Origin of the sequence: Mesorhizobium sp. B2-3-7, assembly GCF_006442695.1 — a bacterium.
GTDB lineage: Bacteria > Pseudomonadota > Alphaproteobacteria > Rhizobiales > Rhizobiaceae > Mesorhizobium.
This window is the reverse complement of sequence record NZ_VFVV01000012.1, coordinates 21,800-44,669: the sequence shown is the minus strand read 5'-3', so window position 1 is coordinate 44,669 and position 22,870 is coordinate 21,800. Positions and strand designations below refer to the sequence as shown.

The 22,870-nt window shown below is 64.3% G+C and carries 21 protein-coding genes; 11 read left to right on the top strand and 10 right to left on the bottom strand.

Translation table 11 applies throughout. The annotated features are described in order from the left end of the window. Nucleotides 1-116: 116 nt before the first annotated feature. The 6 genes from FJ940_RS22155 to rpsF all read right to left on the bottom strand — a co-directional run bounded on the left by FJ940_RS22155 (nt 117) and on the right by rpsF (nt 4,552). Nucleotides 117-1,088 carry a small ribosomal subunit Rsm22 family protein gene (locus FJ940_RS22155; RefSeq protein ID WP_140657929.1) on the bottom strand — a complete coding sequence of 324 codons (972 nt, stop codon included), beginning with the start codon at nt 1,086-1,088 and terminating at the stop codon, nt 117-119. A 3-nt stretch (nt 1,089-1,091) separates the two neighbouring features. Beyond that, nucleotides 1,092-1,415: a YnfA family protein gene (locus FJ940_RS22150; RefSeq protein ID WP_140657927.1), complete on the bottom strand. Its 324-nt coding sequence runs from the start codon at nt 1,413-1,415 to the stop codon at nt 1,092-1,094. 85 nt (nt 1,416-1,500) lie between these two features. Further along, the gene (locus FJ940_RS22145; RefSeq protein WP_140517844.1) at nt 1,501-2,793 is read right to left on the bottom strand and encodes a cyclopropane-fatty-acyl-phospholipid synthase family protein; all 1,293 of its coding nucleotides are present in this window, start codon (nt 2,791-2,793) and stop codon (nt 1,501-1,503) included. Between the two features lie 217 nt (nt 2,794-3,010). Further along, nucleotides 3,011-3,595, bottom strand: a complete 585-nt coding sequence (gene rplI / locus FJ940_RS22140; protein WP_140494465.1) for a 50S ribosomal protein L9 — start codon at nt 3,593-3,595, stop codon at nt 3,011-3,013. A gap of 214 nt (nt 3,596-3,809) precedes the next feature. Continuing rightward, nucleotides 3,810-4,058 (bottom strand): 30S ribosomal protein S18, encoded by a 249-nt coding sequence (gene rpsR, locus FJ940_RS22135; protein WP_006203718.1) that lies wholly within the window; start codon nt 4,056-4,058, stop codon nt 3,810-3,812. Next, the gene (gene rpsF / locus FJ940_RS22130) at nt 4,058-4,552 is read right to left on the bottom strand and encodes a 30S ribosomal protein S6 (protein ID WP_140494463.1); all 495 of its coding nucleotides are present in this window, start codon (nt 4,550-4,552) and stop codon (nt 4,058-4,060) included. Before rpsF ends, rpsR begins: the two co-directional genes overlap by 1 nt. Nucleotides 4,553-5,000: 448 nt before the next feature. Between rpsF and FJ940_RS22125 the strand changes: the two genes are divergently transcribed. After that, nucleotides 5,001-6,710 carry a pilus assembly protein gene (locus tag FJ940_RS22125; RefSeq protein WP_140517845.1) on the top strand — a complete coding sequence of 570 codons (1,710 nt, stop codon included), beginning with the start codon at nt 5,001-5,003 and terminating at the stop codon, nt 6,708-6,710. A 45-nt stretch (nt 6,711-6,755) separates the two neighbouring features. On the opposite strand, the gene FJ940_RS22120 is transcribed toward FJ940_RS22125, so the two are convergent. Then, nucleotides 6,756-8,684 (bottom strand): LTA synthase family protein, encoded by a 1,929-nt coding sequence (locus FJ940_RS22120; RefSeq protein WP_224617543.1) that lies wholly within the window; start codon nt 8,682-8,684, stop codon nt 6,756-6,758. Between the two features lie 276 nt (nt 8,685-8,960). On the opposite strand from FJ940_RS22120, the gene fabD reads away from it, so the two are divergent. From fabD to FJ940_RS22070, 10 genes are all read left to right on the top strand, one after another. After that, nucleotides 8,961-9,902, top strand: a complete 942-nt coding sequence (gene fabD, locus FJ940_RS22115; RefSeq protein WP_140520652.1) for an ACP S-malonyltransferase — start codon at nt 8,961-8,963, stop codon at nt 9,900-9,902. Nucleotides 9,903-10,034: 132 nt separating this feature from the next. Beyond that, nucleotides 10,035-10,772 (top strand): 3-oxoacyl-[acyl-carrier-protein] reductase, encoded by a 738-nt coding sequence (gene fabG / locus FJ940_RS22110; protein WP_140494457.1) that lies wholly within the window; start codon nt 10,035-10,037, stop codon nt 10,770-10,772. A gap of 269 nt (nt 10,773-11,041) precedes the next feature. Further along, a complete protein-coding gene (locus tag FJ940_RS22105; protein WP_006203723.1) occupies nt 11,042-11,278 on the top strand; it encodes an acyl carrier protein in 237 nt (78 codons plus the stop codon). Nucleotides 11,279-11,312: 34 nt separating this feature from the next. Further along, nucleotides 11,313-12,575, top strand: coding sequence for a beta-ketoacyl-ACP synthase II (gene fabF / locus FJ940_RS22100; RefSeq protein WP_140657925.1), 1,263 nt, complete (start codon nt 11,313-11,315; stop codon nt 12,573-12,575). Between the two features lie 102 nt (nt 12,576-12,677). Further along, a complete protein-coding gene (gene mltG / locus FJ940_RS22095; protein WP_140494453.1) occupies nt 12,678-13,886 on the top strand; it encodes an endolytic transglycosylase MltG in 1,209 nt (402 codons plus the stop codon). A 170-nt stretch (nt 13,887-14,056) separates the two neighbouring features. Then, nucleotides 14,057-14,947, top strand: coding sequence for a YicC/YloC family endoribonuclease (locus FJ940_RS22090; protein WP_140657923.1), 891 nt, complete (start codon nt 14,057-14,059; stop codon nt 14,945-14,947). Nucleotides 14,948-14,950: 3 nt separating this feature from the next. After that, nucleotides 14,951-15,607 carry a guanylate kinase gene (gene gmk / locus FJ940_RS22085; protein WP_140494448.1) on the top strand — a complete coding sequence of 219 codons (657 nt, stop codon included), beginning with the start codon at nt 14,951-14,953 and terminating at the stop codon, nt 15,605-15,607. Nucleotides 15,608-15,834: 227 nt separating this feature from the next. Beyond that, the gene (locus FJ940_RS22080) at nt 15,835-17,211 is read left to right on the top strand and encodes a c-type cytochrome (protein WP_140555750.1); all 1,377 of its coding nucleotides are present in this window, start codon (nt 15,835-15,837) and stop codon (nt 17,209-17,211) included. Continuing rightward, a complete protein-coding gene (locus FJ940_RS22075) occupies nt 17,208-17,711 on the top strand; it encodes a (2Fe-2S)-binding protein (protein ID WP_140555748.1) in 504 nt (167 codons plus the stop codon). The genes FJ940_RS22080 and FJ940_RS22075 overlap by 4 nt, the downstream gene beginning before the upstream one ends. Then, nucleotides 17,711-19,960, top strand: coding sequence for a molybdopterin cofactor-binding domain-containing protein (locus FJ940_RS22070; RefSeq protein ID WP_140657921.1), 2,250 nt, complete (start codon nt 17,711-17,713; stop codon nt 19,958-19,960). Before FJ940_RS22075 ends, FJ940_RS22070 begins: the two co-directional genes overlap by 1 nt. A gap of 57 nt (nt 19,961-20,017) precedes the next feature. Here the strand turns inward: FJ940_RS22070 and rsmA are convergent, their stop codons facing one another. The 3 genes from rsmA to FJ940_RS22055 are packed head-to-tail and all read right to left on the bottom strand — an operon-like array spanning nt 20,018 to nt 22,827. Continuing rightward, nucleotides 20,018-20,854, bottom strand: coding sequence for a 16S rRNA (adenine(1518)-N(6)/adenine(1519)-N(6))-dimethyltransferase RsmA (gene rsmA, locus FJ940_RS22065; RefSeq protein WP_140657919.1), 837 nt, complete (start codon nt 20,852-20,854; stop codon nt 20,018-20,020). Nucleotides 20,855-20,864: 10 nt separating this feature from the next. Beyond that, nucleotides 20,865-21,881, bottom strand: coding sequence for a 4-hydroxythreonine-4-phosphate dehydrogenase PdxA (gene pdxA / locus FJ940_RS22060; RefSeq protein ID WP_181171803.1), 1,017 nt, complete (start codon nt 21,879-21,881; stop codon nt 20,865-20,867). Between the two features lie 13 nt (nt 21,882-21,894). After that, nucleotides 21,895-22,827, bottom strand: a complete 933-nt coding sequence (locus FJ940_RS22055) for a peptidylprolyl isomerase (protein WP_181167198.1) — start codon at nt 22,825-22,827, stop codon at nt 21,895-21,897. Nucleotides 22,828-22,870: the final 43 nt, after the last annotated feature.

The window sequence follows — 22,870 nt, the reverse complement described above, 5'->3', positions numbered from 1 at the left end:
AAACAAAAAACCGTCCACAGGACAGTATTCCCGTGCCCTGATTCCGATTGACTCGACAAGGTGCTGATTCTACGCAACGGTTTGGAACAAAGCAAGAACGATCGTCACCCGAATCCCTACGCTGTATCGAGCACATCGCCCCAGTCCGACCGCCGTGCCGCCTTGAACAGTTCACCGTCACGCTTGCTGAAAAGCGTCTCTCCGGCACTGCCGTCCGGCCGGCAAAGCTTGAGCGCCGCCTTGCCCGAGCCGGTTTTCGGTGGCGCGATCACCCGCGCCGCGCGGACTGGCGCCGGCTGCCTCGAAGCCGCGACATAGATGAACTTCTCGTCCTCCCATGGCACTTCGGCGTCCTTGGCCAGCCGGTGCAGGCGCGAGCGGGCGACGCGCCGCGAAAAGTGGCACCAGTCGGGCGCGATGAGCGGGCAGGGGGCTTCGTGCGGGCAAGGTGCCAGCACATGCGCGCCCGCTTCTATCAGTTGCCGGCGAACCGCGAGAACACGCTGCCAGCCCGCCGGCGTGCCCGGCTCCACGATCAGCAGCGTGTCTGTCGTGAGCTGCCACAGCCGATCGACCATTTTGGGCAGGGATGCCGGTGCGATCTCGTCCAGCACATAGGCGCAGGTGATCAGGTCCGCCGGCTGCAAACCGTCAAGGTCGATGGTCACGTCGCCGGCCTGCCAGGCGATCCGGGCAGCGATCGCATCGGCGGCAAGCGCCTCGCCGACCTTGCGCACCGCAGCACTGGCTTCCAGCAAAACCGCCTGTTGAAGACCGGGCCACAGGTCCGCCGTCGCCCAAAGCACCGTGCCCGGGCCGGCGCCGACATCGAGCAGGGTTTCCGGCGCGAATTCCGGCTGCGCTTCGTTCACCGCGTCGAGACTGGCGCGGACGGCGGCATAGGTCGCCGGCAGCCGCGTCGCCAGATAAGCCTTGACCGCCATATCCTGCGCCATATGCAGGCGACCGTCGCGCATCTCGGCGCGGTAACGGTCCGACAGGGTTTTCGCCGCCTGCCTGAGCACCGGCAGCGGCACGTTTTCGAGGGCACGATCGACAGCCTGTCGAAGCGGGGCAGGCAGTTCCACGGCTCATGCCCCTCGTGGTGCGAGCAGGATGACAGAGGCGCCCACTATGCAGAGCGCCGCCCCCGCAAGGTCCCACCGGTCGGGACGCACGCTTTCCACCAACCAAAGCCAGGCCAGCGACGCCGCGATGTAGATGCCGCCATAGGCGGCATAGGCGCGGCCGGCCGCGCTGGTGTCGACCAGGGCCAGAAGCCAGGCGAAGAGAACGAGCGAAACGAAACCTGGCAGCAGCCACAGCGGCGATTTCTCCAGCCGCCACCACGCCCACACCGAAAAACAGCCAGCGATCTCGGCGAGCGCCGCGGCTGCATAGAGGAGGTAGGTCATGAAAAAGGCCTCGCGACGATCACGAGGCCTTTTTCAGGGCACGAGCCGGGAATGGCAAGCGCCAATGCGGCAAAGCGGTCTGTTCCTATTCCGCCACCTTGCGGCGCCGGGCGGGCTTGGCGGCCTCTTCGACCGGAGCCGCTTCGCGATGGCCCATGTCGCGCATTTCGAGCGCCTTTTCACATTTGACCATATAGTCGCGCGCCATCGGCAGGGTGTCGTTCTTCCTGGCAAGCTGGATCTGGAAGATGACCAGATCCTGCCAGCGGAAGGCGGCTTCCGAGGCTGCCAGATAGAATTCCCACATGCGGCAGAAGCGTTCGTCATAGATCGCCTTGGCCTTGTCGCGGTTGGCGGCGAAGCGCTGGCCCCAATGCTTCAACGTGTCGGCATAATGGAGCCGCAGGATTTCGATGTCCGTGACGACGAGGCCTGACTTCTCGATCGCCGGCATGACTTCGGAAAGCGCGGGAATGTAGCCGCCCGGGAAGATGTATTTGCGGATGAAGGCGCTGGTCGCCCACGGCACGCCGGAGCGGCCGATCGTGTGCAGGAGCATGACGCCATCAGGCTTCAGCAACGTCGCGCTCTTGTCGAAGAAAGTGCGGTAGTGATTGACCCCGACATGTTCGAACATGCCGACCGAAACGATGCGGTCGAAGCGTTCGTTGAGTTCGCGGTAATCCTTCAGCTCGAAGTGAACGTGGTTTTCCAGGCCCTGGGCATGCGCCCGGTCGGTGGCGACGCCGTGCTGCTCGGTCGACAGTGTCACGCCCTGTACGTCGACGTCGAAGGCCTTGGCAAGGTAGAGGCCTAGCCCGCCCCAGCCGGAGCCGATGTCGAGCACCGTCTGCCCGGCCTTCAGCCTGAGCTTGGCGGCGATGTGGCGCTTCTTGGCTGCCTGCGCCTCGTCCAGCGTCATGTCCGGCTGCTCGAAATAGGCGCAGGAATACTGCATGTCCTCATCGAGGAAGAGCCGGTAAAGGTCACCCGACAGATCATAGTGGCGCTGCACGTTGCGGCGCGAACGCGACGCGGTGTTGATCTGCTGCAGGCGGCGGAAAGCGTGGCGCAGGCCTTCGATGGCTTTCGACCACGTCGCGTCGATGCCGCCGCTGCCCATGTTCTGGAAAGCGATGCGCATCAGGCCAAGGACGCCGCCCTCGAGGATGTCGAGTTCGCCATCCATGTAGGCTTCCGGCACGGCCAGCATCGGATCGAAGGTAATGGCGCGCTCGGCGTGCCTGGTCTTGATGTGCAGATGCACCGGCTCGCCGCTGCCGTCACCGAACACGAATGTCGTGCCCTGTGGGCCGGTCACCTTGAGATTGCCTGTGCGCACCAGGCGGTCGAGAACGCGTTTCAACAGAATATTCATGACCCAAATGTCCCCTCTCGGTCAGACAGGCTGTCCTACTCTGCATCAATATATAGGGTTTCGAAAAGTTCCTTTTGGCACAAAAATGCCCAGGTGGTGAACCCGGGCATTGGTCCAGTCTGGCTTGAACTGCCAGTCTGATTGGAGCTGCCAGTCTGATTGAACTGATTGAGGCCGAAGCCGAATGCGGCGCGCCGGCAGGCGCGCCGCGCCGATGTCAGGCGTTCTCTTCGCCGCCCTCGAACTCGGCGTTCGGGTCGAAGAAGTTCTCCGGCCGGGCATTGTCGTTGATGTCCTCGCCATAGATGGCCTCGGCGGTGGTCAGCGTCTCGCCCTTGGCCTGCCGCTCGGCTTCGTCGGCCGTGCGGGCGATGTTGAGCGTGATCGTGACCTCGACTTCCGGATGCAGCGCGATCGCCACATTGGTCACGCCGATGGTCTTGATCGGCTGGTTGAGCTGGATCTGGTTGCGGTTGACCGAAAAGCCCTCTGCCGTCAGCAGGTCGGCGATATCGCGCGTCGACACCGAGCCGTAGAGCTGGCCGGTCTCGCCGGCCGAGCGAACGGCGATGAAGCTCTTGCCGTCGAGCTGTTCGGCGACCTGCGAGGCTTCGGACTTCCGCTCGAGGTTGCGGGCTTCGAGCTGCGCGCGCTGGCCTTCGAACTTCTTCTTGTTGGCTTCGTTGGCGCGCAGCGCCTTGCCCTGCGGCAACAGGAAATTGCGGGCAAAGCCGTCCTTGACCTTGACGGTGTCGCCCATTTGGCCGAGGCGGGAAACGCGTTCGAGAAGAATGACTTCCATGGTTTTGTTCCTTTTGGTTAGGGCGCCAATCACGGGATCGGTGCGAAATTCTTTGGAACAGGTCAGGAAGCAAAAGGGCGTTGCCGCCGGTGTCGCTGTCCTGCCTGTCGCGGCAGTTAGAGGCTTTTGGCCTCAACTCGGGATTTGATGCGCAACCCAGCGGCGCCCGTCGCCGTGGAAGAGAAGCGGGCGGCGGAGCCGCCCGCGTCAAGGATTAGCGAACCACGTAGGGCAGCAGGCCGAGGAAGCGGGCGCGCTTGATCGCCTTGGCGAGCTCGCGCTGCTTCTTCTGGCTGACGGCGGTGATGCGCGACGGCACGATCTTGCCGCGCTCGGAAATGTAGCGCTGCAGGAGGCGCACGTCCTTGTAATCGATCTTGGGCGCGTTGGCGCCCGAGAACGGGCAGGTCTTGCGGCGGCGATGGAACGGGCGCCGGGTCGGGATCTGGTTAATGTCGACCATTATTCTGCACCCCCTTCAAAGCCTTCGCGCGGACGGCGCGGACCACGATCGCCACCAGCGTCGCCGCCGAAGCTGCGTGGCGGACGATCGCCGCGATCACGGTCGCCGAACGAGCGCGGACCACGGTCGCCGCGGTCGCGGTCGCCGAAGCCGCCGCGTTCCGAGCGCTCTTCGCGCTTCTGCATCATGGCGGAGGGACCTTCCTCATGCGCATCGACCTTGATGGTCAGGAAACGCAGCACGTCCTCGGACAGGCCCATCTGGCGCTCCATTTCGTTGAGCGCTGCCGGCGGGCAGTCAAGATCCATCAGCGTGTAGTATGCCTTCCGGTTCTTGTTGACCCGGTAGGTGAGGGACTTCAGTCCCCAGTTCTCGACCCGGCCGACGGACCCGCCATTGGCGGAGATGACGCCCTTGTACTGTTCGACAAGCGCATCGACCTGCTGCTGCGAGAGGTCCTGCCGGGCAAGAAACACATGTTCGTAAAGAGCCATTATGTCTTTTCGCCTTTCTTCGTTTCTCTCCCGGTTCCCGGCGGCAAAAGCCTCTGCAACTTCTCTGACCCGCCAGGAGCGGGAAGAAAGGAGCATGACGAGACGGTCGAGAGCGGAGACACGGGAGGCGGAAGCGCTTCTGGCTTCACGCGAAGGTTTTCGAAAACCTCCGGCCCTCCGTTCAGCCCCCAGCTGGGACCGGCAGATTGGCGGCGTCTATATAGCAATTCACGTGGAAGGCAAGAGCAGGCGGCAATCCCGGATGTCGCAGGGCCGGAAAACCGGCATGTGCGGCGATAGGACTCCGTGGTTCCCGGAAACCAGGCCTTAACCACCATGACAGGTTGTATGGGGTTGCGGCCCCGGCATCAACCGCCGATTCATCATGTCTGGCGCAAAAAGCGGCATCCCGCTGTCAGCAACGGGCTAGGCATTTCCGGGGGTAAGGATGCTTCTCAAGAAATTCTGGCGCTCGAAAAGCGGCAACTTCGCGCTTTTGCTCGGGATCGGCTTGCCGGCCATCCTGTCGGCGGTGGCCTTCGCAGCCGATGTCTCCACCATCATGCGGGCCAAGAGCAACCTGCAGAATGCGCTCGACGCGGCAAATCTCGCCTCCTCGCATCTCGGCGATCTGGACATCACCCGCACCGACGCCTTCAACCGCTATTTCCAGGCCAACGTAGCCGGACATGGCGAACTCACAAATGCGCGGGCCACGTTGACGGTCGACAGGGGCGTCAACTTCGTCAAGACGAAGGCCGTCGCCTCGGCTGACGTCGATTTGAACTTCGCCTTCCTGCTCGGTGAGAGCAGGCACATCGTGGTCGATGCCTCGGCGGTCGAATCGAACAACCAGCTCGAAGTCGTGCTGGTTCTGGACAACACCGGCTCGATGGCCGGCGCCAAAATTGCTGCCCTCAAGACAGCGACGGACAATCTGCTCAAATATCTGGAAGCGGCGCAATCACCGACGCGCAAGGTCCGCGTGGCGCTGGTACCCTTCGTCACGGCTGTCAATGTCAACGGCGACGGGTTCGACCCGTCCTGGATCGACATGGACGGCAAGTCATCCACCAATGGAATCAATTTCCCCGTCATCAACGACAAGCGTCCCAATCATATGGCGCTGTTCAGGCAGTTGATGAAAGATCCGGCCTCTGCCGCCAAATTGACGGGGTGGAAGGACGGCAAGGGGGAGGATACGGGTTGGAAAGGCTGCGTCGAGGCGCGGCCTGGTGTCCTTAATATCGCCGATACGCCGCCTGATCCACGTTACCCTGACACTCTGTTCGTGCCTTATTTCGCGCCGGACAGTCCGGGAAAGGGGACGAGACCTTCCAGCGGCTATTCAAACGATGCCTATCACTACAACAATTCCTTTATCGACGACGCCCCTGATGAGGCCAAACTTGCTCGGAATGGCGGACTGAATATTCTCGGAATAGACCTGAGCGGCTTGCTTGGAAGTGCTGCCGGGCTTTTGCGGGGTGATCTTGAAACAGTCGCCAAATATGTGGCGCCGCAGAACACCGCCATTGCCACCGCGGTCACAAACGATCCAAACGCCTTGCAATTGACGGTGGGGCCAAACCGGTCCTGCCCCTCGCCAATCGTCCCCTTGACCGAAGACTTTACAAAACTTCGCAACGAGGCCGCCAAGATGCTTGCATGGGCGGGGTCCGGCACCAATGTTTCCGAGGGCCTGGCCTGGGGCCAGCGGGTGTTGTCGCCGGGTGCGCCATACGCCGAGGGTACGCCTTGGAAGACGCCTGGGGTGAGCAAGATCGTCATGTTGCTCACCGACGGCGAGAATGTCGTCTACGGCGCCAGCAACGAGACGACCAAGTCAGACTACACGTCCTATGGTTTTCTCGCGGGCTCAACCTATGGCGCTGCCGGTCGGCTTGGATCGGACAATCAGACCACCGCCGCGCGCAATGTCGACGGATGGACCAAAAGCGTCTGCACGCAGTTGAAGAAGCAGGGCGCCGAAATCTACACGATGGTGCTGCAATCCGATACCGCCGCCAACCGCACGCTTTACAGCGCCTGCGCCTCGGATCCCAGCGACTACTACGCCGTCAACGATCCAAACAAATTGCCGAACGTGTTCCAGCAGATCGCCAACAAATTCTCGAAATTGCAACTGACGAATTGAACGCTCGACCCCGCTGGGCGGCATCCTGGAAGGATGCCGCGAATTTCAGCTCATATGGGCGACGACCTTGTCCACCGTTTCGGGGAAGAAGTCGGGCGCCGCGTGGCGTTTGCCGAACATCATGTCGTATTGCAGCAGCCGGAAGTCGCGGATCGCCGGGTCGATCTGCTTTTGCCGCGCCCAATCGGGCGTGGCTTCTCCCGCCGGCGTCAGCAGCAGATTGCGGTCGACCACGCGGTAGCGTTCGCGCATCTCGCCCAGGAAGCCGGTATAGTAGGGGTGGGTGATGCCGGCCGTTTTCAGGATGTGATAGGGCAGGAAGGCGGGGCTGACGGCGCCCATGTCCTTGGCAGGGCCTGTGCGGTTCGACCAGATGACCAGTGGCGTCTGATGATGCTCCAGCGCCGCCTCGGCGGAAGCCTCCTTGCGCGGCGCGACATTGTCCTTCATGAACCCGGTCTCTACATAGACCGGCCCAAGCGGCGGCAGATGGTCGCCGAAGAAGGCGATGACGGTGGGGCGAGAGCGTTTCTTTGCCCATTCGATCAGGCGTTCGAGACCGCGGTCCGCGTCGGCCGAGCCCTCGGTGTAACTCAGCAGCGATTCACGCGCCCATTGGCTGATCGGCGCCTGCACGGTGTGGGTCGGGTTGTAGTAGCGGTTCGGCTCGTAAGGGCCGTGGTTCTGCAGGCTGACGGCAAAGAAGAACACCGGGGCATCGCTGGCATCGGCCTCGCTGATGATCTCGTCCGTCATCGCCGCGTCGGATGCCAGCGGCCCGCGCTTTTGCATCGGCGGCAACGTCTCTTCCGATCTGAAGTCGTCGAAGCCGAAATCGGCATAGACCGCGCCGCGGTTCCAGAACCAGTTGGTGCCCGGATGGATGGCGCGCGCCCTGTAGCCCTCCCTCTTCAGGAAGGTCGCCAGCGACGGCGTCGGCGTGCGCACATATTGCTGGTAGGGGATGCTGCCGGCCGGCAGGAAGGCGTTGGAGAAGCCGGTCAGTGCTTCGAACTCGATATTGGCGGTCATGCCGCCGAATTCGGGTGAGAACATGGAGCCCGAACGCAGCGCCCGCACATTGGGGATCGGATCGGGCGTGATGGTGACCCCGGGCAGCTTGGTCGGATCCCAGAAGGATTCGCTCATGACGACGATGATGTCGGGCTTTTCCTGGGGCACCGAGGCGGTCACCTGCGGCCTGTCGATGGCCGCGATCGCCTTTTCCGAATAGCCTGGCGGCGCCGAGACATGCGCCATCGGCACGTTCAGCGCGAAGGCGAGCGCAAAGCCGTTGGAGGCGTAATTTTCCTTCTGGTCCCACATGATCGGGATGATCTGCAGCCGGTCCCGGGTCCACGAGAAGGTGGCATAGTCCATGATCGAGACGAAGAAGGCGAGCAGCGGCACCGCCAGCGTCAGCCGGGCGAGACGGCCCTTGCGGCTGAGTATCGGCACCTTTCGACGCCAGACCCGCCAGCCATAGATGAGCAGCGACAGGCCGGCGACGATGCCGACAACCATGGCAAGCGCAGTCATCGGGCGGTCACGCACCAGAAGCGGCAGCAGCGCCACGATCTGGCGGGAGTAGAGGAAATCGGTCGGGTAGAGGGGATCGCCGAGATAATGCGATTTCTGATGACCGATGAAAGCCAGCGAGAGCGTCAGCGGCGCGACGATCATCAGGCTTTGATAGCTGCGGCCGAAAACGGCATCGAGGCCGACCAGAACCAGTGCGAACACCACGATCGTGGTCCAGCCCGGCTTGAGCGGCTGCAGGAAGAAGGAAACCGTGCCGGCGAAGTCGCCGCGCACGATCAATTCGATGGCGAACACCAGGACGGCCGCGATCAGCAGGCTGGTCAGCCCATAGCGTATGGTCGGCCACTTCCGTCCCGGCAGGTAGCCGGTGGAAGGATCGTCTTCCAGAAACTGTGGCGCGGCTTTGCCTGCGCCTTTCGAAATCCTAGCCACTTTAACTTCCCCACCCAGCGACAGACCCGTCACTCGATTGTCATGGAATTGTCACGCAAAGCTAGCGCCTGTGGCGGAAATAAGAAGAGCCAGCAAACGATTCGTGAGCGGTTTTCATCAGGAGTGATCGCCAAAAAGCCTTTTGGAACAGGCACTCGGCCGGCAAAGCTGCCAAGGGGCCGGGTCGAACCGGGCTTGACTTGGCAGGCCGCGTTGCGTCAGAGGCAGGAAAATTCGTGTATCAGGCAAGCAGAACCGAGCTTTGGGAGCCCACACATGGCCGTTGCATTCACCTTTCCGGGACAAGGCAGCCAGGCTGTCGGCATGGGCAAGGACCTCGCCGATGCCTTCCCCGAGGCGCGTAGGGTTTTTAGCGAAGTCGACGACGCGCTCGGCGAAAACCTGTCGAAGCTGATCTGGGAAGGGCCGGAAGAGACGCTGACGCTCACCGCCAACGCGCAGCCGGCGCTGATGGCCGTATCGCTGGCCGCGATCAGGGCCTTGGAAGCGGGCGGCTTCTCGCTGAAGGACAAGATTACCTACGTCGCCGGCCATTCGCTGGGCGAATATTCGGCGCTTGCCGCCGCCGGCTTCGTCTCGGTTGCCGATGCCGCCAGGCTGCTGCGCATCCGCGGCAATGCCATGCAAGCGGCGGTGCCCGCCGGCGAAGGCGCCATGGCGGCGATCATCGGACTGGAGCAGGCCGATGTCGAAGCCGCCTGCGCCGAGGCTGCCAAAGGATCGGTCTGCCAGATCGCCAACGACAATGGCGGTGGCCAGCTGGTGATTTCCGGCGCCAAGGCAGCGGTCGAACTGGCTGCCAAACTGTGCACGGAAAAAGGCGCCAAGCGAGCGCTGATGCTGCAGGTCTCCGCGCCCTTCCATTCGGCGCTGATGGCGCCCGCCGCCGAGATCATGCGCGAGGCGCTGGCCGGGGTAACCAAGAACGCGCCTGTCGTGCCGCTCGTCTCCAATGTCACGGTCACTCCGACCAGCGATCCCGAAATCATTGCGCGCCGTCTGTTCGAACAGGTGATCGGCCGCGTGCGCTGGCGCGAGACGGTGGAGTGGTTCGGCGCGAACGGCGTCACCACGCTCTATGAAGTCGGCGCGGGAAAAGTGCTTTCAGGGCTGGCCCGGCGCATCAACCGCGAAATCGCCACGGCATCGGTCGGTTCCGCGGCCGAGGTCGAAACCGCACTGGCGGCGCTCGGGTGAGGCGCCGCGTGTGAATTTGATGGCGCGGCTTGTATCGCTGAAGATATTCCGTTGGTGATGGCAATCGGATACCCGCGAGACGTATACAGATAAGGTTGCTCGCTGAGCTTCCGAAACCAAAGAGGAAAACACATGTTCGAACTGACCGGCCGCAAGGCACTTGTCACCGGCGCGTCGGGAGGCATCGGCGAGGCGATCGCCAGGGTGCTGCATGCGCAAGGCGCCATCGTCGGCCTGCACGGCACGCGCGTCGAGAGACTGGAGGCGCTGGCCGCCGACCTGGGCGACCGGGTGAAGCTGTTTCCGGCCGACCTGTCGAACCGCGATGAGGTCAAGGCGCTCGGCCAGAAAGCGGAGGCCGATCTCGAGGGCGTCGACATCCTGGTCAACAATGCCGGCATCACCAAGGACGGGCTGTTCGTGCGGATGTCGGACGCCGACTGGGACAGCGTGCTCGAAGTCAATCTGACGGCCGTGTTCAGGCTGACGCGTGAGCTGACCCATCCGATGATGCGCCGTCGCCACGGCCGCATCATCAACATTACCTCGGTGGTCGGCGTCACCGGCAATCCCGGCCAGACCAACTACTGCGCCTCCAAGGCCGGCATGATCGGCTTTTCCAAATCGCTGGCGCAGGAGATCGCCACCCGCAGCATAACCGTCAACTGTGTCGCCCCGGGCTTCATCGAATCGGCGATGACCGACAAGCTCAACGACAAGCAGAAGGAGGCGATCATGGCCGCTATCCCGACGCGCCGCATGGGCACCAGCGCCGAAGTGGCGTCCGCCGTCGCTTATCTTGCCTCCAACGAGGCCGGCTACGTCACCGGCCAAACCATCCATGTGAACGGCGGCATGGCGATGATCTGATCGGGTCGGCCAAAGCATGCATTTCGGGCCGGGCCCGGGCATTCGCGGTGGCTTTGAGACGGCGACAGGCAACGCCTGGGCGGGCTGTGAAAAGCGACCATTTCGGCTTGGACGCCCACGATTTTTCGTGTAATGCGGCCCGCAACCCGGCGGTTCGGGCAAAAACCGGTCTGCGGCCATTGCGTTTCCGGCGGGACCATCTTTCAGCTTGATTAGCGGCATTCCGCCCGCTAACGAAGACAGACAACCAAAAGACGAGGATGCCCCAAATGAGTGACACCGCAGAGCGCGTCAAGAAGATTGTCATCGAGCACCTGGGCGTCGATGCCGACAAGGTGACGGAGCAGGCGAGCTTCATCGACGATCTGGGCGCCGACAGTCTCGACACGGTCGAACTCGTCATGGCGTTTGAAGAAGAATTCGGCGTCGAGATCCCCGATGACGCGGCTGAAACCATCCTGACGGTGGGCGATGCCGTGAAGTACATCGACAAGGCTTCGGCCTGACGCTTTCCGCAGTCATCACCGGGGAGGACCTGCGATGAGGCGTGTCGTCGTCACGGGCCTTGGGTTGCTGTCGCCGTTCGGCATGGGCTTCGAGCACAGCTGGAAGGAACTTCTGATCGGCCGCAGCGCCGCCAAGCGCATCACCGAGTTCGAGGTGGAGGATCTTGCCTGCAAGATCGCCCATGTCGTTCCGCGTGGTGACGGCAGCAACGCCACCTTCAATCCCGAGGCGGTGCTCGAGCCGAAGGAACTGCGCAAGATCGGCGACTTCATCCTGTACGGGATCGCAGCCGCCGACGAGGCGCTGAAGGATTCCGGCTGGCAGCCGAAGACCCATGCCGAGCAGTGCGCCACCGGCGTTCTGATCGGTTCGGGCATTGGCGGCATCGAAGGCATCGCCGAGAACGCGATGATCCTGAAGGAGCGCGGCCCGCGCCGCATCAGCCCCTTCTTCATCCCCGGCCAGATCATCAATCTCGTCTCCGGCCAGGTTTCGATCCGGCATGGGCTGAAAGGTCCCAACCATGCCGTCGTCACCGCTTGCTCGACCGGCGCGCATGCGATTGGCGATGCTGCCCGGCTGATCATCTGGGGCGATGCCGACGTCATGGTCGCCGGCGGCGCGGAAGCGCCGGTGACGCGACTGTCGATCGCTGGCTTCGCTGCCTGCCGTGCGCTGTCGACCGAGCGCAACGACGCGCCGCAAACGGCTTCGCGGCCCTATGACCGCGATCGCGACGGCTTCGTCATGGGCGAGGGCGCCGGCGTCGTCGTGCTTGAGGAACTCGAGCATGCCAAGGCGCGCGGCGCGAAGATCTATGCGGAAGTGACCGGCTACGGCCTGACCGGCGACGCCTATCACATCACCGCACCGGCTGAAGATGGCGACGGCGCATTCCGTTGCATGACGGCGGCGTTGAACCGGGCAAAGCTGACGCCCGCCGATGTCGATTACATCAACGCGCACGGCACTTCGACCATGGCCGACACGATCGAGCTCGGCGCTGTCGAGCGGCTGGTCGGCAATGCCGCATCGAAGATTTCGATGTCGTCGACCAAGTCGTCGATCGGCCATCTCCTCGGCGCGGCAGGGGCTGCCGAAGCGATCTTTTCGATCCTCGCCATCCGCGACAACATCGCGCCGGCGACCATCAACCTTGACAATCCGGAGCGTGAGACCGCGATCGACCTGGTGCCGAACAAGCCGCGTGCCCGCCAGATCGACGTGGCGTTGTCCAATTCCTTCGGCTTCGGCGGCACCAACGCTTCACTGGTCTTCCAGCGCTACAATGGCTGACCGTCCGCCTGCCGGACGGCGCTTCGGCGTGTCGTCAATTTTGCCATATTCGCCCCTACTCTGCCGCAGGGGATTCGTTGAGAGATCAAACGGTAGGGCGAAATGAACACAAATCCGGCCGGCAACGGAGAGTTCGGGCAAGGGCAGGCGACATCGGGGCCGATCGTACCGAAGACAGCCGCCGAAGCCTTGCGGCCGGAGGCCGGCACGCCGCCGCCGAAGCGCTCGCGTGCTTCGCGCAGTCAGGTCGTCGTGTTCATGAACTTCGTCATCTCCTTGGTGATGCTGATGGTTCTGGCGGCGGGTATCGCGCTTTACTTCGGCAAGCAGGAATTCACCGAGCCCGGCCCATCGGCCAATGGCGACACCTTCCTGGTCAAGCCGAACACCGGCGTCCAGGATATCGCCGACCAGCTCGAGCGGCGCGGCCTGATCAGCGACGCCCGCATATTCCGTCTTGGCGTTAGGGCCTTCGGCAATGATTCGGCGCTGAAGGCCGGCGAATACGAGATCAAGCCCCGGGCGTCCATGCGCGACATCATGGAATTGCTGAAGAGCGGCAAGTCGGTCATGTACTCGCTGACCATTCCCGAAGGGCTGACAGTCGAGCAGGCGCTGGCGCGCATCGCAGGCGAGCCCGCCTTGAGCGGCGACATGCCGGCCACCGTGCCTCCAGAGGGCAGTCTCGCCACCGATACGCTGCGCTTCACGCGCGGCGCCACGCGCCAGCAGATGATCGACAAGCTGCTGGCCGACCAGAAGAAGCTGGTGGAGGAGGTCTGGCAGCGGCGCGCCGCCGACCTGCCGCTCGCCAGCATTGACGAGTTCGTCACGCTGGCCTCGATAGTCGAGAAGGAAACAGGCAAGGGCGATGAGCGCTCGCGCGTCGCCGCGGTCTTCCTGAACCGGCTGGCCAAGGGCATGCGCCTGCAATCCGATCCGACCATCATCTACGGTCTGTTCGGCGGCAAGGGCAAACCCGCCGACCGGCCGATCTATCAGTCGGACATCCAGAAGCCGACGCCCTACAACACCTATGTGATCAACGGCCTGCCGCCGACCCCTATCGCCAATCCCGGCCGCGCGGCGCTGGAGGCGGTAGCCAATCCATCAAAGACCGACGACCTCTATTTCGTTGCCGACGGCACTGGCGGACACGTCTTCGCCGCCACGCTTAACGAGCACAATGAGAACGTTGCGCGCTATCGAGCCCAGCAGAAGAAGCAAGTCGACGACGCGGCCAAGGCTGATGCCAAGGTGGAGGGGCAGACCGACGCGCCCATTGACGGCGACGCGGGGGCGGCCCAGTAGCGGCGCACGGTTTTTCCAGCTCGTCCACGCTATCGGTTGAAGACAGGAGCGTTTGGATTTATCGGGGCGCCTCGTAAGCCGATTGGCAGGCGGGCATTTCGGCTTTCTGAAGGTGCGCGAGGCCGGATCAAGCAGTATCCGTAATACGCGCCAGGGGGTATGCAGGCACCATGAATTTGCAGAGCATGACCGGGTTTGCGCGTGCTGTCGCCGAGCATGACGGCACCTCGATTGCCTGGGAGGTCAAATCCGTCAACGGCAAGAGCGTCGAGGTGCGGCTGCGGCTGCCGCAGGGCTTCGAGCGGCTGGAGCCGGCCATCAGGCAGACGCTTCAGAAACGTTTCGCGCGCGGCAATTTTCAGGCGACGCTGACCATCACGCGCGCCGCCGGAATGCAGTCCCAGCCCGTTGTCAACGAGGCCTTCCTCAAGGACCTGGCCGGGCTCGCCAAGCGGATCGCGGAACAATTTGGTGTTGCTCCTGCGACCGCCGACGGATTGTTGTCGCTGCGCGGCGTGCTCGATATTCCCGAGACCACCGAAACCGAGGATGTGCGCACGGCGCTCGACAACGCCGTCATGGCGGCACTCGAGGTGGCGCTGGAGGGGCTGGAGCGGTCCCGCCAGGGTGAGGGCGCGGCACTTCGCACGCTTCTGCTGGGCCACATCGACGCCATCGAGGCGCTGACGCTGGGCGCTGAAGCGGATCCGTCGCGCGAACCGGCGGCCATCCGCGAGCGCCTCGCCGAACAGGTGCGGCTCTTGATGGATGCTTCGGCCAACCTCGATGTCGGCCGCTTGCACCAGGAAGCCGCCTTCCTCGCCACCAAGGCCGATATTCGCGAGGAGATCGACCGCTTGAAGACGCATGTGACGTCCGGTCGTGCATTGCTTTCCGGCGGCGGCGCCATCGGACGCAAGCTCGATTTTCTGGCACAGGAATTTAACCGCGAATCGAATACGCTGTGCTCAAAGTCGAACGCTGCCGCGGTCACCGCCATTGGACTGGAACTGAAGGCCGTGGTCGATCAGTTCCGTGAACAGGTCCAGAATCTGGAGTAGCCGATGGTCGCCAGGGATTTAGGGTCCCGCATTCGCCGCCGGGGCCTGATGCTCGTGCTGTCGTCGCCGTCGGGCGCCGGCAAGTCGACAATTGCGCGCAACCTTCTGGAGAGCGATTCCAGCCTCGAACTGTCGGTCTCCGTCACCACCAGGCCGCGCCGCGGCTCGGAGATCGAAGGCGTTCACTATCATTTCCGCACCATGCGCGAGTTCGAGCGGCTGCGCGATTCGGACGCCCTGCTCGAATGGGCGGAGGTGCATGGCAATTGCTACGCGACACCGCGCGAACCGGCGGAACTTGCGCTCGCTCAAGGGCGCGACATGCTGTTCGACATCGATTGGCAAGGCGCCCAGCAGCTCAAGGAGAAGATGCGCGCCGACATCGTCTCGATCTTCATCCTGCCGCCGTCGATGAAGGAGTTGAAGGCAAGGCTGAAGCGCCGCGCCGAGGATCAGGAAGCGGTGATCGAGACGCGGCTGAAGAACGCGCGCAACGAGATCGAGCACTGGAAGGAGTATGATTTCGTCATCGTCAACGATGATCTCGATCGCGCCTTCGCCGAAGTGCGCGGCATCGTTGTCGCCGAGCGGTTGCGGCGCGATCGTCGGCCCGGCTTGTTCGACTTCGTCTCGGGACTTTTGGACGAGAAGACGAGCTAGCCTTTCCTTTGCCCACGAAGATGGGCCGGCGGACAAGCCGAAGGCCGGCAGCACCAAACGATGTGCCCGGGCAGGTCGCGCCTGCAAGATGCGCTTTTCGGCGCCATAAATCAGACAATTGACGAAGAGGGCAGCGCCCCTAGTTTCTCCCGCACGAACGCGTCCGCGGCGCCGGTAACGGCCGGGGCGGCAGCGTTTCAGCGTACCGCCATGAGGGAGAGCAGATCTTGAAACGCTTCTGGCTGGGCGTTCTTGCCATCATCATTGTCTGCGGCGCCGGATTTTTCGCCTATGCCTGGAAGCCGGCAATCGATCCTGTCGAGCCGCCGCAACGATCGTCGTTCGACCCGGCGTTGATCGAGAAAGGCGCTGTGCTGGCCTCGGTCGGCAATTGCACCTCCTGCCACACCAGGCCCGGTGAAAAGTCCTATGCCGGCGGGCTCGCCGTGCCGACGCCGTTCGGCACCATCTATTCGACCAACATCACGCCAGATCCGCAGACCGGCATAGGCCGTTGGTCGCAGGCAGCCTTCAACCGCGCCATGCGCGAAGGCGTCGACCGCGAGGGCAGGCATCTCTACCCGGCCTTCCCATTCGATCATTTCACGCGTGTCTCCGATGAGGACAACCGCGCGCTCTACGCCTATCTGATGACGCGCCAGCCGGTGAACAACCCGCCGCCTCCGAACGAGTTGCCTTTCCCGCTCGATATGCGCCTGGTGCTGGCCGGCTGGAAGCTGCTGTTCTTCGACAGGGGCGCCTATCAAAACGATGCGTCGCAAAGCACGCAGTGGAACCGCGGCGCCTATCTGGTCGATGGGCTCGGTCATTGCGGCGCCTGCCACACGCCGCGCAATCGGTTCGGCGCGGAAGAGAAGGGGTCGCACATGGCCGGCGGCGAGGCCGAAGGCTGGACGGCCTTTGCGCTCGAGGGCACTTCACCGGCGCCGATACCGTGGACGCATGACAGCCTGTTTGCCTATCTCAGGCAAGGCTGGCATGCCGACCACGGCGTCGCCAATGGCCCGATGGGCGAAGTGACGGGCAATCTCGGCCGGCTTCCCGATGCCGACATCGACGCCATGGCCACTTACGTCATGTCGCTCATGGGCGAACCATCCGCCGAACGGACGGCCGCCGCGCGGGCCATCCGCGGCCGCGCCGCGGCCGACCCGGCGTCGACCGCCGGCGTGGCGCCGACATCCGCCGATACGCCGGCGGCGCGTGGAGCCGTCATCTACCAGGCGGCATGCGCCACCTGCCACGACGGCAGCCGTCCGCCGCCTTTCGGCGGTATCAATTTCCATCTGTCGAGCGCGGTCAACGCGCCAGATCCGCAGAACGTCATCAACACGGTGCTGTTTGGCCTGCCGGCGGCGAGTGGGCGCCCGAGCGCCATCATGCCGGGATTCGCAGCGACGCTGAAGGACGACCAGGTGAATAACCTGCTGGCCTATCTGCGGGATGCCTTTGCCGGCAAGCCGGCCTGGCAGGATGCGGCCGCCAGGATCGCCGACACCAGGAGCGGAAAATACCAAGTCAGCGTCCGGCCCTCGGACGGCATCGAGCGCGGCCCGGACAATGTAGGAGCGAAGGACAGATGATCAATCTCAACGTCAACGGCATCTCCCACCACGTCGACGTCGATCCCGCGACGCCGCTGCTTTACGTGCTGCGCAACGATTTGAAGCTGAACGGCGCCAAGTTCGGCTGCGGCCTTGGCCAATGCGGCGCCTGCACGGTGATGGTGGACGGCAAGCCCGTCTTCTCCTGCCTGACGCCAGCGATGCTGGTGGAGGGCCGCGAGGTCAAGACCGTCGAGGGCTTGGGCACGATCGAGAACCCGGGTCCGATGCAGAAAGCGTTCATCGAGGAGCAGGCGGCGCAATGCGGTTATTGCATCGCCGGCATGATGATGCGGGCGCAAGCGCTGCTCGAGGCCAAACCCGATGCCGGTGAGGCCGATATCAGGCAGGCGCTGGAGCCCAACCTCTGCCGCTGTGGCACGCATATGCGCATCCTGCGGGCAGTGAGTCGCGCGCGCGACCTGATGAAATCGAAATCGGCCGGCCTCGCGCCGGCCGCGGCCGCAGGGAGGGCATGATGAACGCGCCGACCTTTCCCGACCTGACACGACGCGGCTTTCTCGCCGGGACCGGCGCGCTGGTCGTGTCCTTCACCATTCCCGTGCAGGCTCAGGAGGCGGCGCCCTCGGCACAGACGCCCGCGACGCCGGCCCCGGCCAAGAAACTGCCGGGCAGCCTTGCCGATACCCCCTCGCTCGACGCCTGGATCAGGTTGGATGCCGACGGTTCGATCACCGTCTTCACCGGCAAGGCCGAGCTCGGCCAAGGCACCAGGACGTCGCTGCGCCAGATCGCCGCCGAAGAACTGGAGGTCGAGCCGGCGGCCATCAAGCTCATCACCGCCGATACCGCGCTGACGCCGAACGAGGGCTATACCGCCGGCAGCCAGACGATCCAGAACAGCGGCACCGCCATACGCTACGCCTCGGCGCAGGTGCGCCAGATCCTGGTCGCCAAGGCCAGCGAGAAGCTCGGTGTTCCGGCCGACCAGCTCAAGGCGGCAAGCGGCAGGATCGCCGGGCCGGACGGGAAGTCCGTGGGCTATGGCGAACTCGTGGTAGCGGATTTGCTGCATGTGGACGCATCGGCCGACACGGCGCTGAAATCGCCGGACAGCTATCACGCGATCGGCAAGCCGTTCGCCCGCGTCGATATTCCGGCAAAGGTGACGGGCGGCGAGGCCTACGTCCAGGACATGCGGCTTCCCGGCATGGTGCATGCCCGCGTCGTTCGCCCACCAAGCTATTTGGCCAAGCTCGTCAGCGTCGACGAGGCCGCCATCAAGACGATGCCGGGCGTGGTGGCGGTGATCCGCGACGGCGACTTCCTGGCCGTGGTGGCCAGGCAGGAATTCCAGGCGGTCCAGGCCATGCGCGCCATGGCCGCCAAGGCGAAGTGGCAGGAGCAGCCGGCCTTGCCGGACCAGGACAATATCCCCGCCTTCCTCGAACGCTCGGTCGCCGAGGTCGGCACCGTGACTTCGGTCGGCGCGGACACGGCAGCCGGCGCAAAGACGCTGCAGGCGCAGTTCACCCGCGCCTACCAGATGCATGGGTCGATCGGCCCCTCCGCTGCCGTTGCCCTGTCGGACAAGGGTCTCATCACGGTGTGGACGCACACTCAAGGCGTTTATCCAGACCGCAAGGCGATCGCCGAGATGCTCGGCGTCGGACCGGAAAAGGTGCGCTGCATCCACACCGAGGGATCAGGCTGCTACGGCCACAATGGCGCCGACGACGCGGCGGCCGACGCCGCGCTGATCGCGCAGGCGCTGCCCGGCACGCCGGTGCGCGTGCAGTGGATGCGCGATCAGGAGCATTTGTGGGAGCCCTATGGCCCTGGCATGCTGACGCGCGCCAGCGCAACGCTCGACGCCGGCGGCAAGATCGTCAACTGGCACTATGATCTGTGGAGCAACAGTCACGGCACGCGGCCGGGAACGGCAGGTTCGCTGATCGCCGGCCGGCTGGTGGCGAAGCATTTCCCGCCCGATCCGGCCAAGCTGCAGATCTCGCCGCTCGGCAATGGCGACCGCAACGCCATCCCGCTATACGATGTGCCGAACCAGCGGGTGAACTGGCATTTCGTCGCCGACATGCCGGTGCGCGTCTCGTCCCTGCGCGGTCTCGGCGCCTACTGCAACGTCTTCTCGATCGAAAGCTTCATGGACGAGCTGGCCCTCGCGGCCGGCGCCGACCCCGTGGAATACCGGCTGAGGCACATGAAGGACCCGCGCGCCAGGAAGGTGATCGAGGTTGCGGCGCAAAAATTCGGCTGGAGCAATGATCCTATGCCGGAGGGCCGCGGCCGGGGGTTCGCCTTCGCCAAGTACAAGAACCACGCCGCCTATCTCGCGGTCGCGCTTGAAGCGGAGGTCGATCGCGACAGCGGTGCCATCGCCATCTCGCATGTGGTCTCGGCAGTCGACTGCGGCGAAGCGGTGGCGCCGGATTCGATCGTCAACCAGACCGAAGGCGGAATCCTGCAGTCAATGAGCTGGACGCTCTACGAGGCCGTCCATTTCGACGACACCCGCATCCTGAGCGCGGATTGGTCGGCCTATCCGATCCTGCGCTTCAGCGCCGTTCCCGACAGCGTGGAAGTGCATGTCGTCGACAATCCCGGCACGCCCTATCTCGGCGTCGCGGAAGCAGCGCAAGGCCCGACCGCCGGCGCGATCGCCAACGCCTTCCGCCATGCGGCGGGAAAACGCATTTATGACCTGCCCTACACGCACGAGCGCGTTAAGGCGGTGTTGGGCGTGTAGTTCGAAGCATGCGCCCGACAAGGATCGGATTGCGCTGCGCTTCCACGGCCGGCGGCATTACACCGCATTGGTCAGCCGCACGAACTCCTCGACATCGAGCGTCTCGGCGCGCCGGGTCGGGTCGATCCCGGCGCGTTCGAGCAGGGCCTCGCCGCCGAGGCTCTTAACGCTCTGCCGCAGCATCTTTCGGCGCTGGCCGAAGGCGGCTTCCGTGACGCGGCCGAGTTTTTTCACGTCGGCGCATAGCGGTGTCGCGCGCGGCTCGAGATGCACGACGGAGGAGGTCACCTTGGGCGGCGGTGTGAACGCCTGGGGCGGCACGTCGAACGCTATCCTGGCCTGCGTGCGCCACCCCGCCAGCACGCCGAGCCTGCCATAGGCCTCGCTGCCAGGCGCGGCGACGATACGCTGGGCCACCTCGCGCTGGAACATCAGGGTCATCGAGGCATAGAAGGGAGGCCACTCCGCGACGGTCAGCCAGCGGACCAGCAGTTCCGTGCCGATATTGTAGGGCAGGTTGGCCACGATCCTGATCGGCCCGCCGTCACCGGCGGTCGCGGCAAGCGTCGGGAAGTCGATCTTCAGAGCGTCGCCGGAAACGACCTCCAGCCGACCGGGATAATGGGCCGATATCTCGGCGAGGGCCGCCAGGCAGCGTTCGTCGCGCTCGATGGCGACGACCTTGCGCGCGCCGTTGAAAAGCAGGGCCCTTGTCAACCCGCCAGGGCCGGGGCCGACCTCGATTACGGTCGTCTCCGCCAGGCTGCCGGCGGCGCGCGCTATCTTGCCGGTCAGGTTGAGGTCGAACAGAAAATTCTGGCCCAGTGCCTTCTTTGCCTGCAAACCGTGGCGCTCGATGACCTCGCGCAGCGGCGGCAGCCCATCCATGCTCATGAGTTGAGCCTCATTGCGTGACAAATTTGGCGTCGGTGTCGGCCAGCTGCCGTGCAAGCCGCAGCGCCGCCATCAGGCTGTCGGGCCGGGCGATGCCCTTGCCGGCGATATCGAAGGCGGTGCCGTGGTCGGGCGACGTGCGGATGAAGGGCAGGCCGAGCGTGACGTTGACCGCTTCGTCGAAGGCCAGCGCCTTGGCCGGTATCAGCGCCTGGTCGTGATACATGCACAGCGCCACGTCGTAGCCGGCCCGGGCCCGGGCATGGAACAAGGTATCCGCGGGCAACGGCCCGAACGCGTCGATGCCTTCGGCTCGCAGGATCTCGATTGCCGGTCGGATGATGCGCTGGTCCTCCAGGCCCATGGAGCCATCCTCGCCCGCATGCGGGTTGAGGCCGGCGATGGCGAGCCGTGGGTTGGCGATGCCAAAGCGGTCCCTGAGGTCGGCGGCGGTGACCCGCGTCGTAGCGAGGATCAGGTCTGTGGTCAGCGCCTTCGGCACTTCGGCCAGCGCGATGTGAATGGTGACGGGAACGGTGCGCAGGTCGGGGCCTGCCAGCATCATCACCGGCATCGCTTCCACGCCGCTGTGGCGCGCCGCCAGATACGCCAGATATTCGGTGTGGCCGGGAAAGCGGAAGCCGGCGTCGTAGAGCGGCTTCTTGGCGATCGGGCAGGTGACGACGGCCGCGGCGTCGCCGGCGAGGCTGGCGGCCACCGCCCGATCGATCGCTTCGATGATGCCCGCCGCATTGGTCGGGTCCGGCTGGCCGGGGCTGTCGATGAAGCGGGCAGCCAGCGTAACGACCGGCAGTGCGTGGCCAAAGACCTCGGTTGCCTGCGCTGGCGTCGTTTCCTCGATAGGCAGCGAAACGCCGAGGCGGCGCGCCCGCGAGGCGATCAGCGCGGGATCGGCGAGGAGATAGAAGGGCGGAAGGGCTGCGGCTGTACGCGCCAGAAACGCGGCAATCGCGATTTCCGGCCCAATGCCGGATGGATCGCCGACGCTCAACGCCAGCGCGCGCATCGCCCTTTCCACCTCAGCGCTTGACGATGCGGGCTTTTGCCTTCAGCTCGTCGACATATTTCTTGCTGAGATCGTCGGCCGCCTTGTCGTTGGAGCCTTCGCTCTGGAACACCATCTGGGCGACCTTGTCGTCGGACACCTCGCGCGACGAACAGATGCCGATGAACTCGACACCGCGCTCCGTTTGGCGGGTAGGCGTGGCGCCGCCAACCTTGGTGGCCTTGATCTGCTCGGCCCAGTCCGGCGGCAGTTGCGGCGCCAGCACCCGGCCGAGATCGCGAACCGTGACGTCGATCAGGCCCTTGGCGAACTGGCGCGTCGTGTTGCAGCCGTTGAAGCGGGCACGCATGGCGTCGGCTTCGCGCTTGCGCTTGCCCAGCGTCGCGCTGCGTTCGGCGGCCGGCACGACGAAGATGACCTGCTGGAGCATGTATTCAGTGGCGCTCGGCTTGGAGCCGCCCTTGTCGAGCATGCGCCTGACGGCGTCCTGCTCGGTCACGCTGCCGCCCTCGCCGGAACGGTACCGCGCGCTCAAGGCCTGATTCCAGGCCATCTGGGCGCGGATGAACTCCTTGAAATGGCCCTTGCTGACTCCAGACTTTTCCATGACGCCGTCGAGCTGGCTGAGCTGCATCTTGTTGCTCGAGGCAAAGCGCTGGTACGCGGCCTCGACCTGCGCGTCGCTGATGTGAATCCCAAGCCGTCTGGCTTCGGCCATGCGCAAGGTCTGATCGATCATTTCCTGGCCGGCGTCGCCCTTCTTGCGCTGCAGCTTGAGGAAGGCGGCGCGATGCGCGATGTCGCCGCTGGTGATCGGTATGTCGTTGACGACGTACTTGATCTCGCTGGCGAAAGCCGGCGGCGTGATGACGGTCATCGACACGGATGTCGCCGCCACAAGCAGCGCCAACCCTGCTGAAAAGAGGTATTTCCTCATCGCAAACATCCCAATTCTATCCCGGTCCCGCCCAACTTCATCCTTCTTCGGG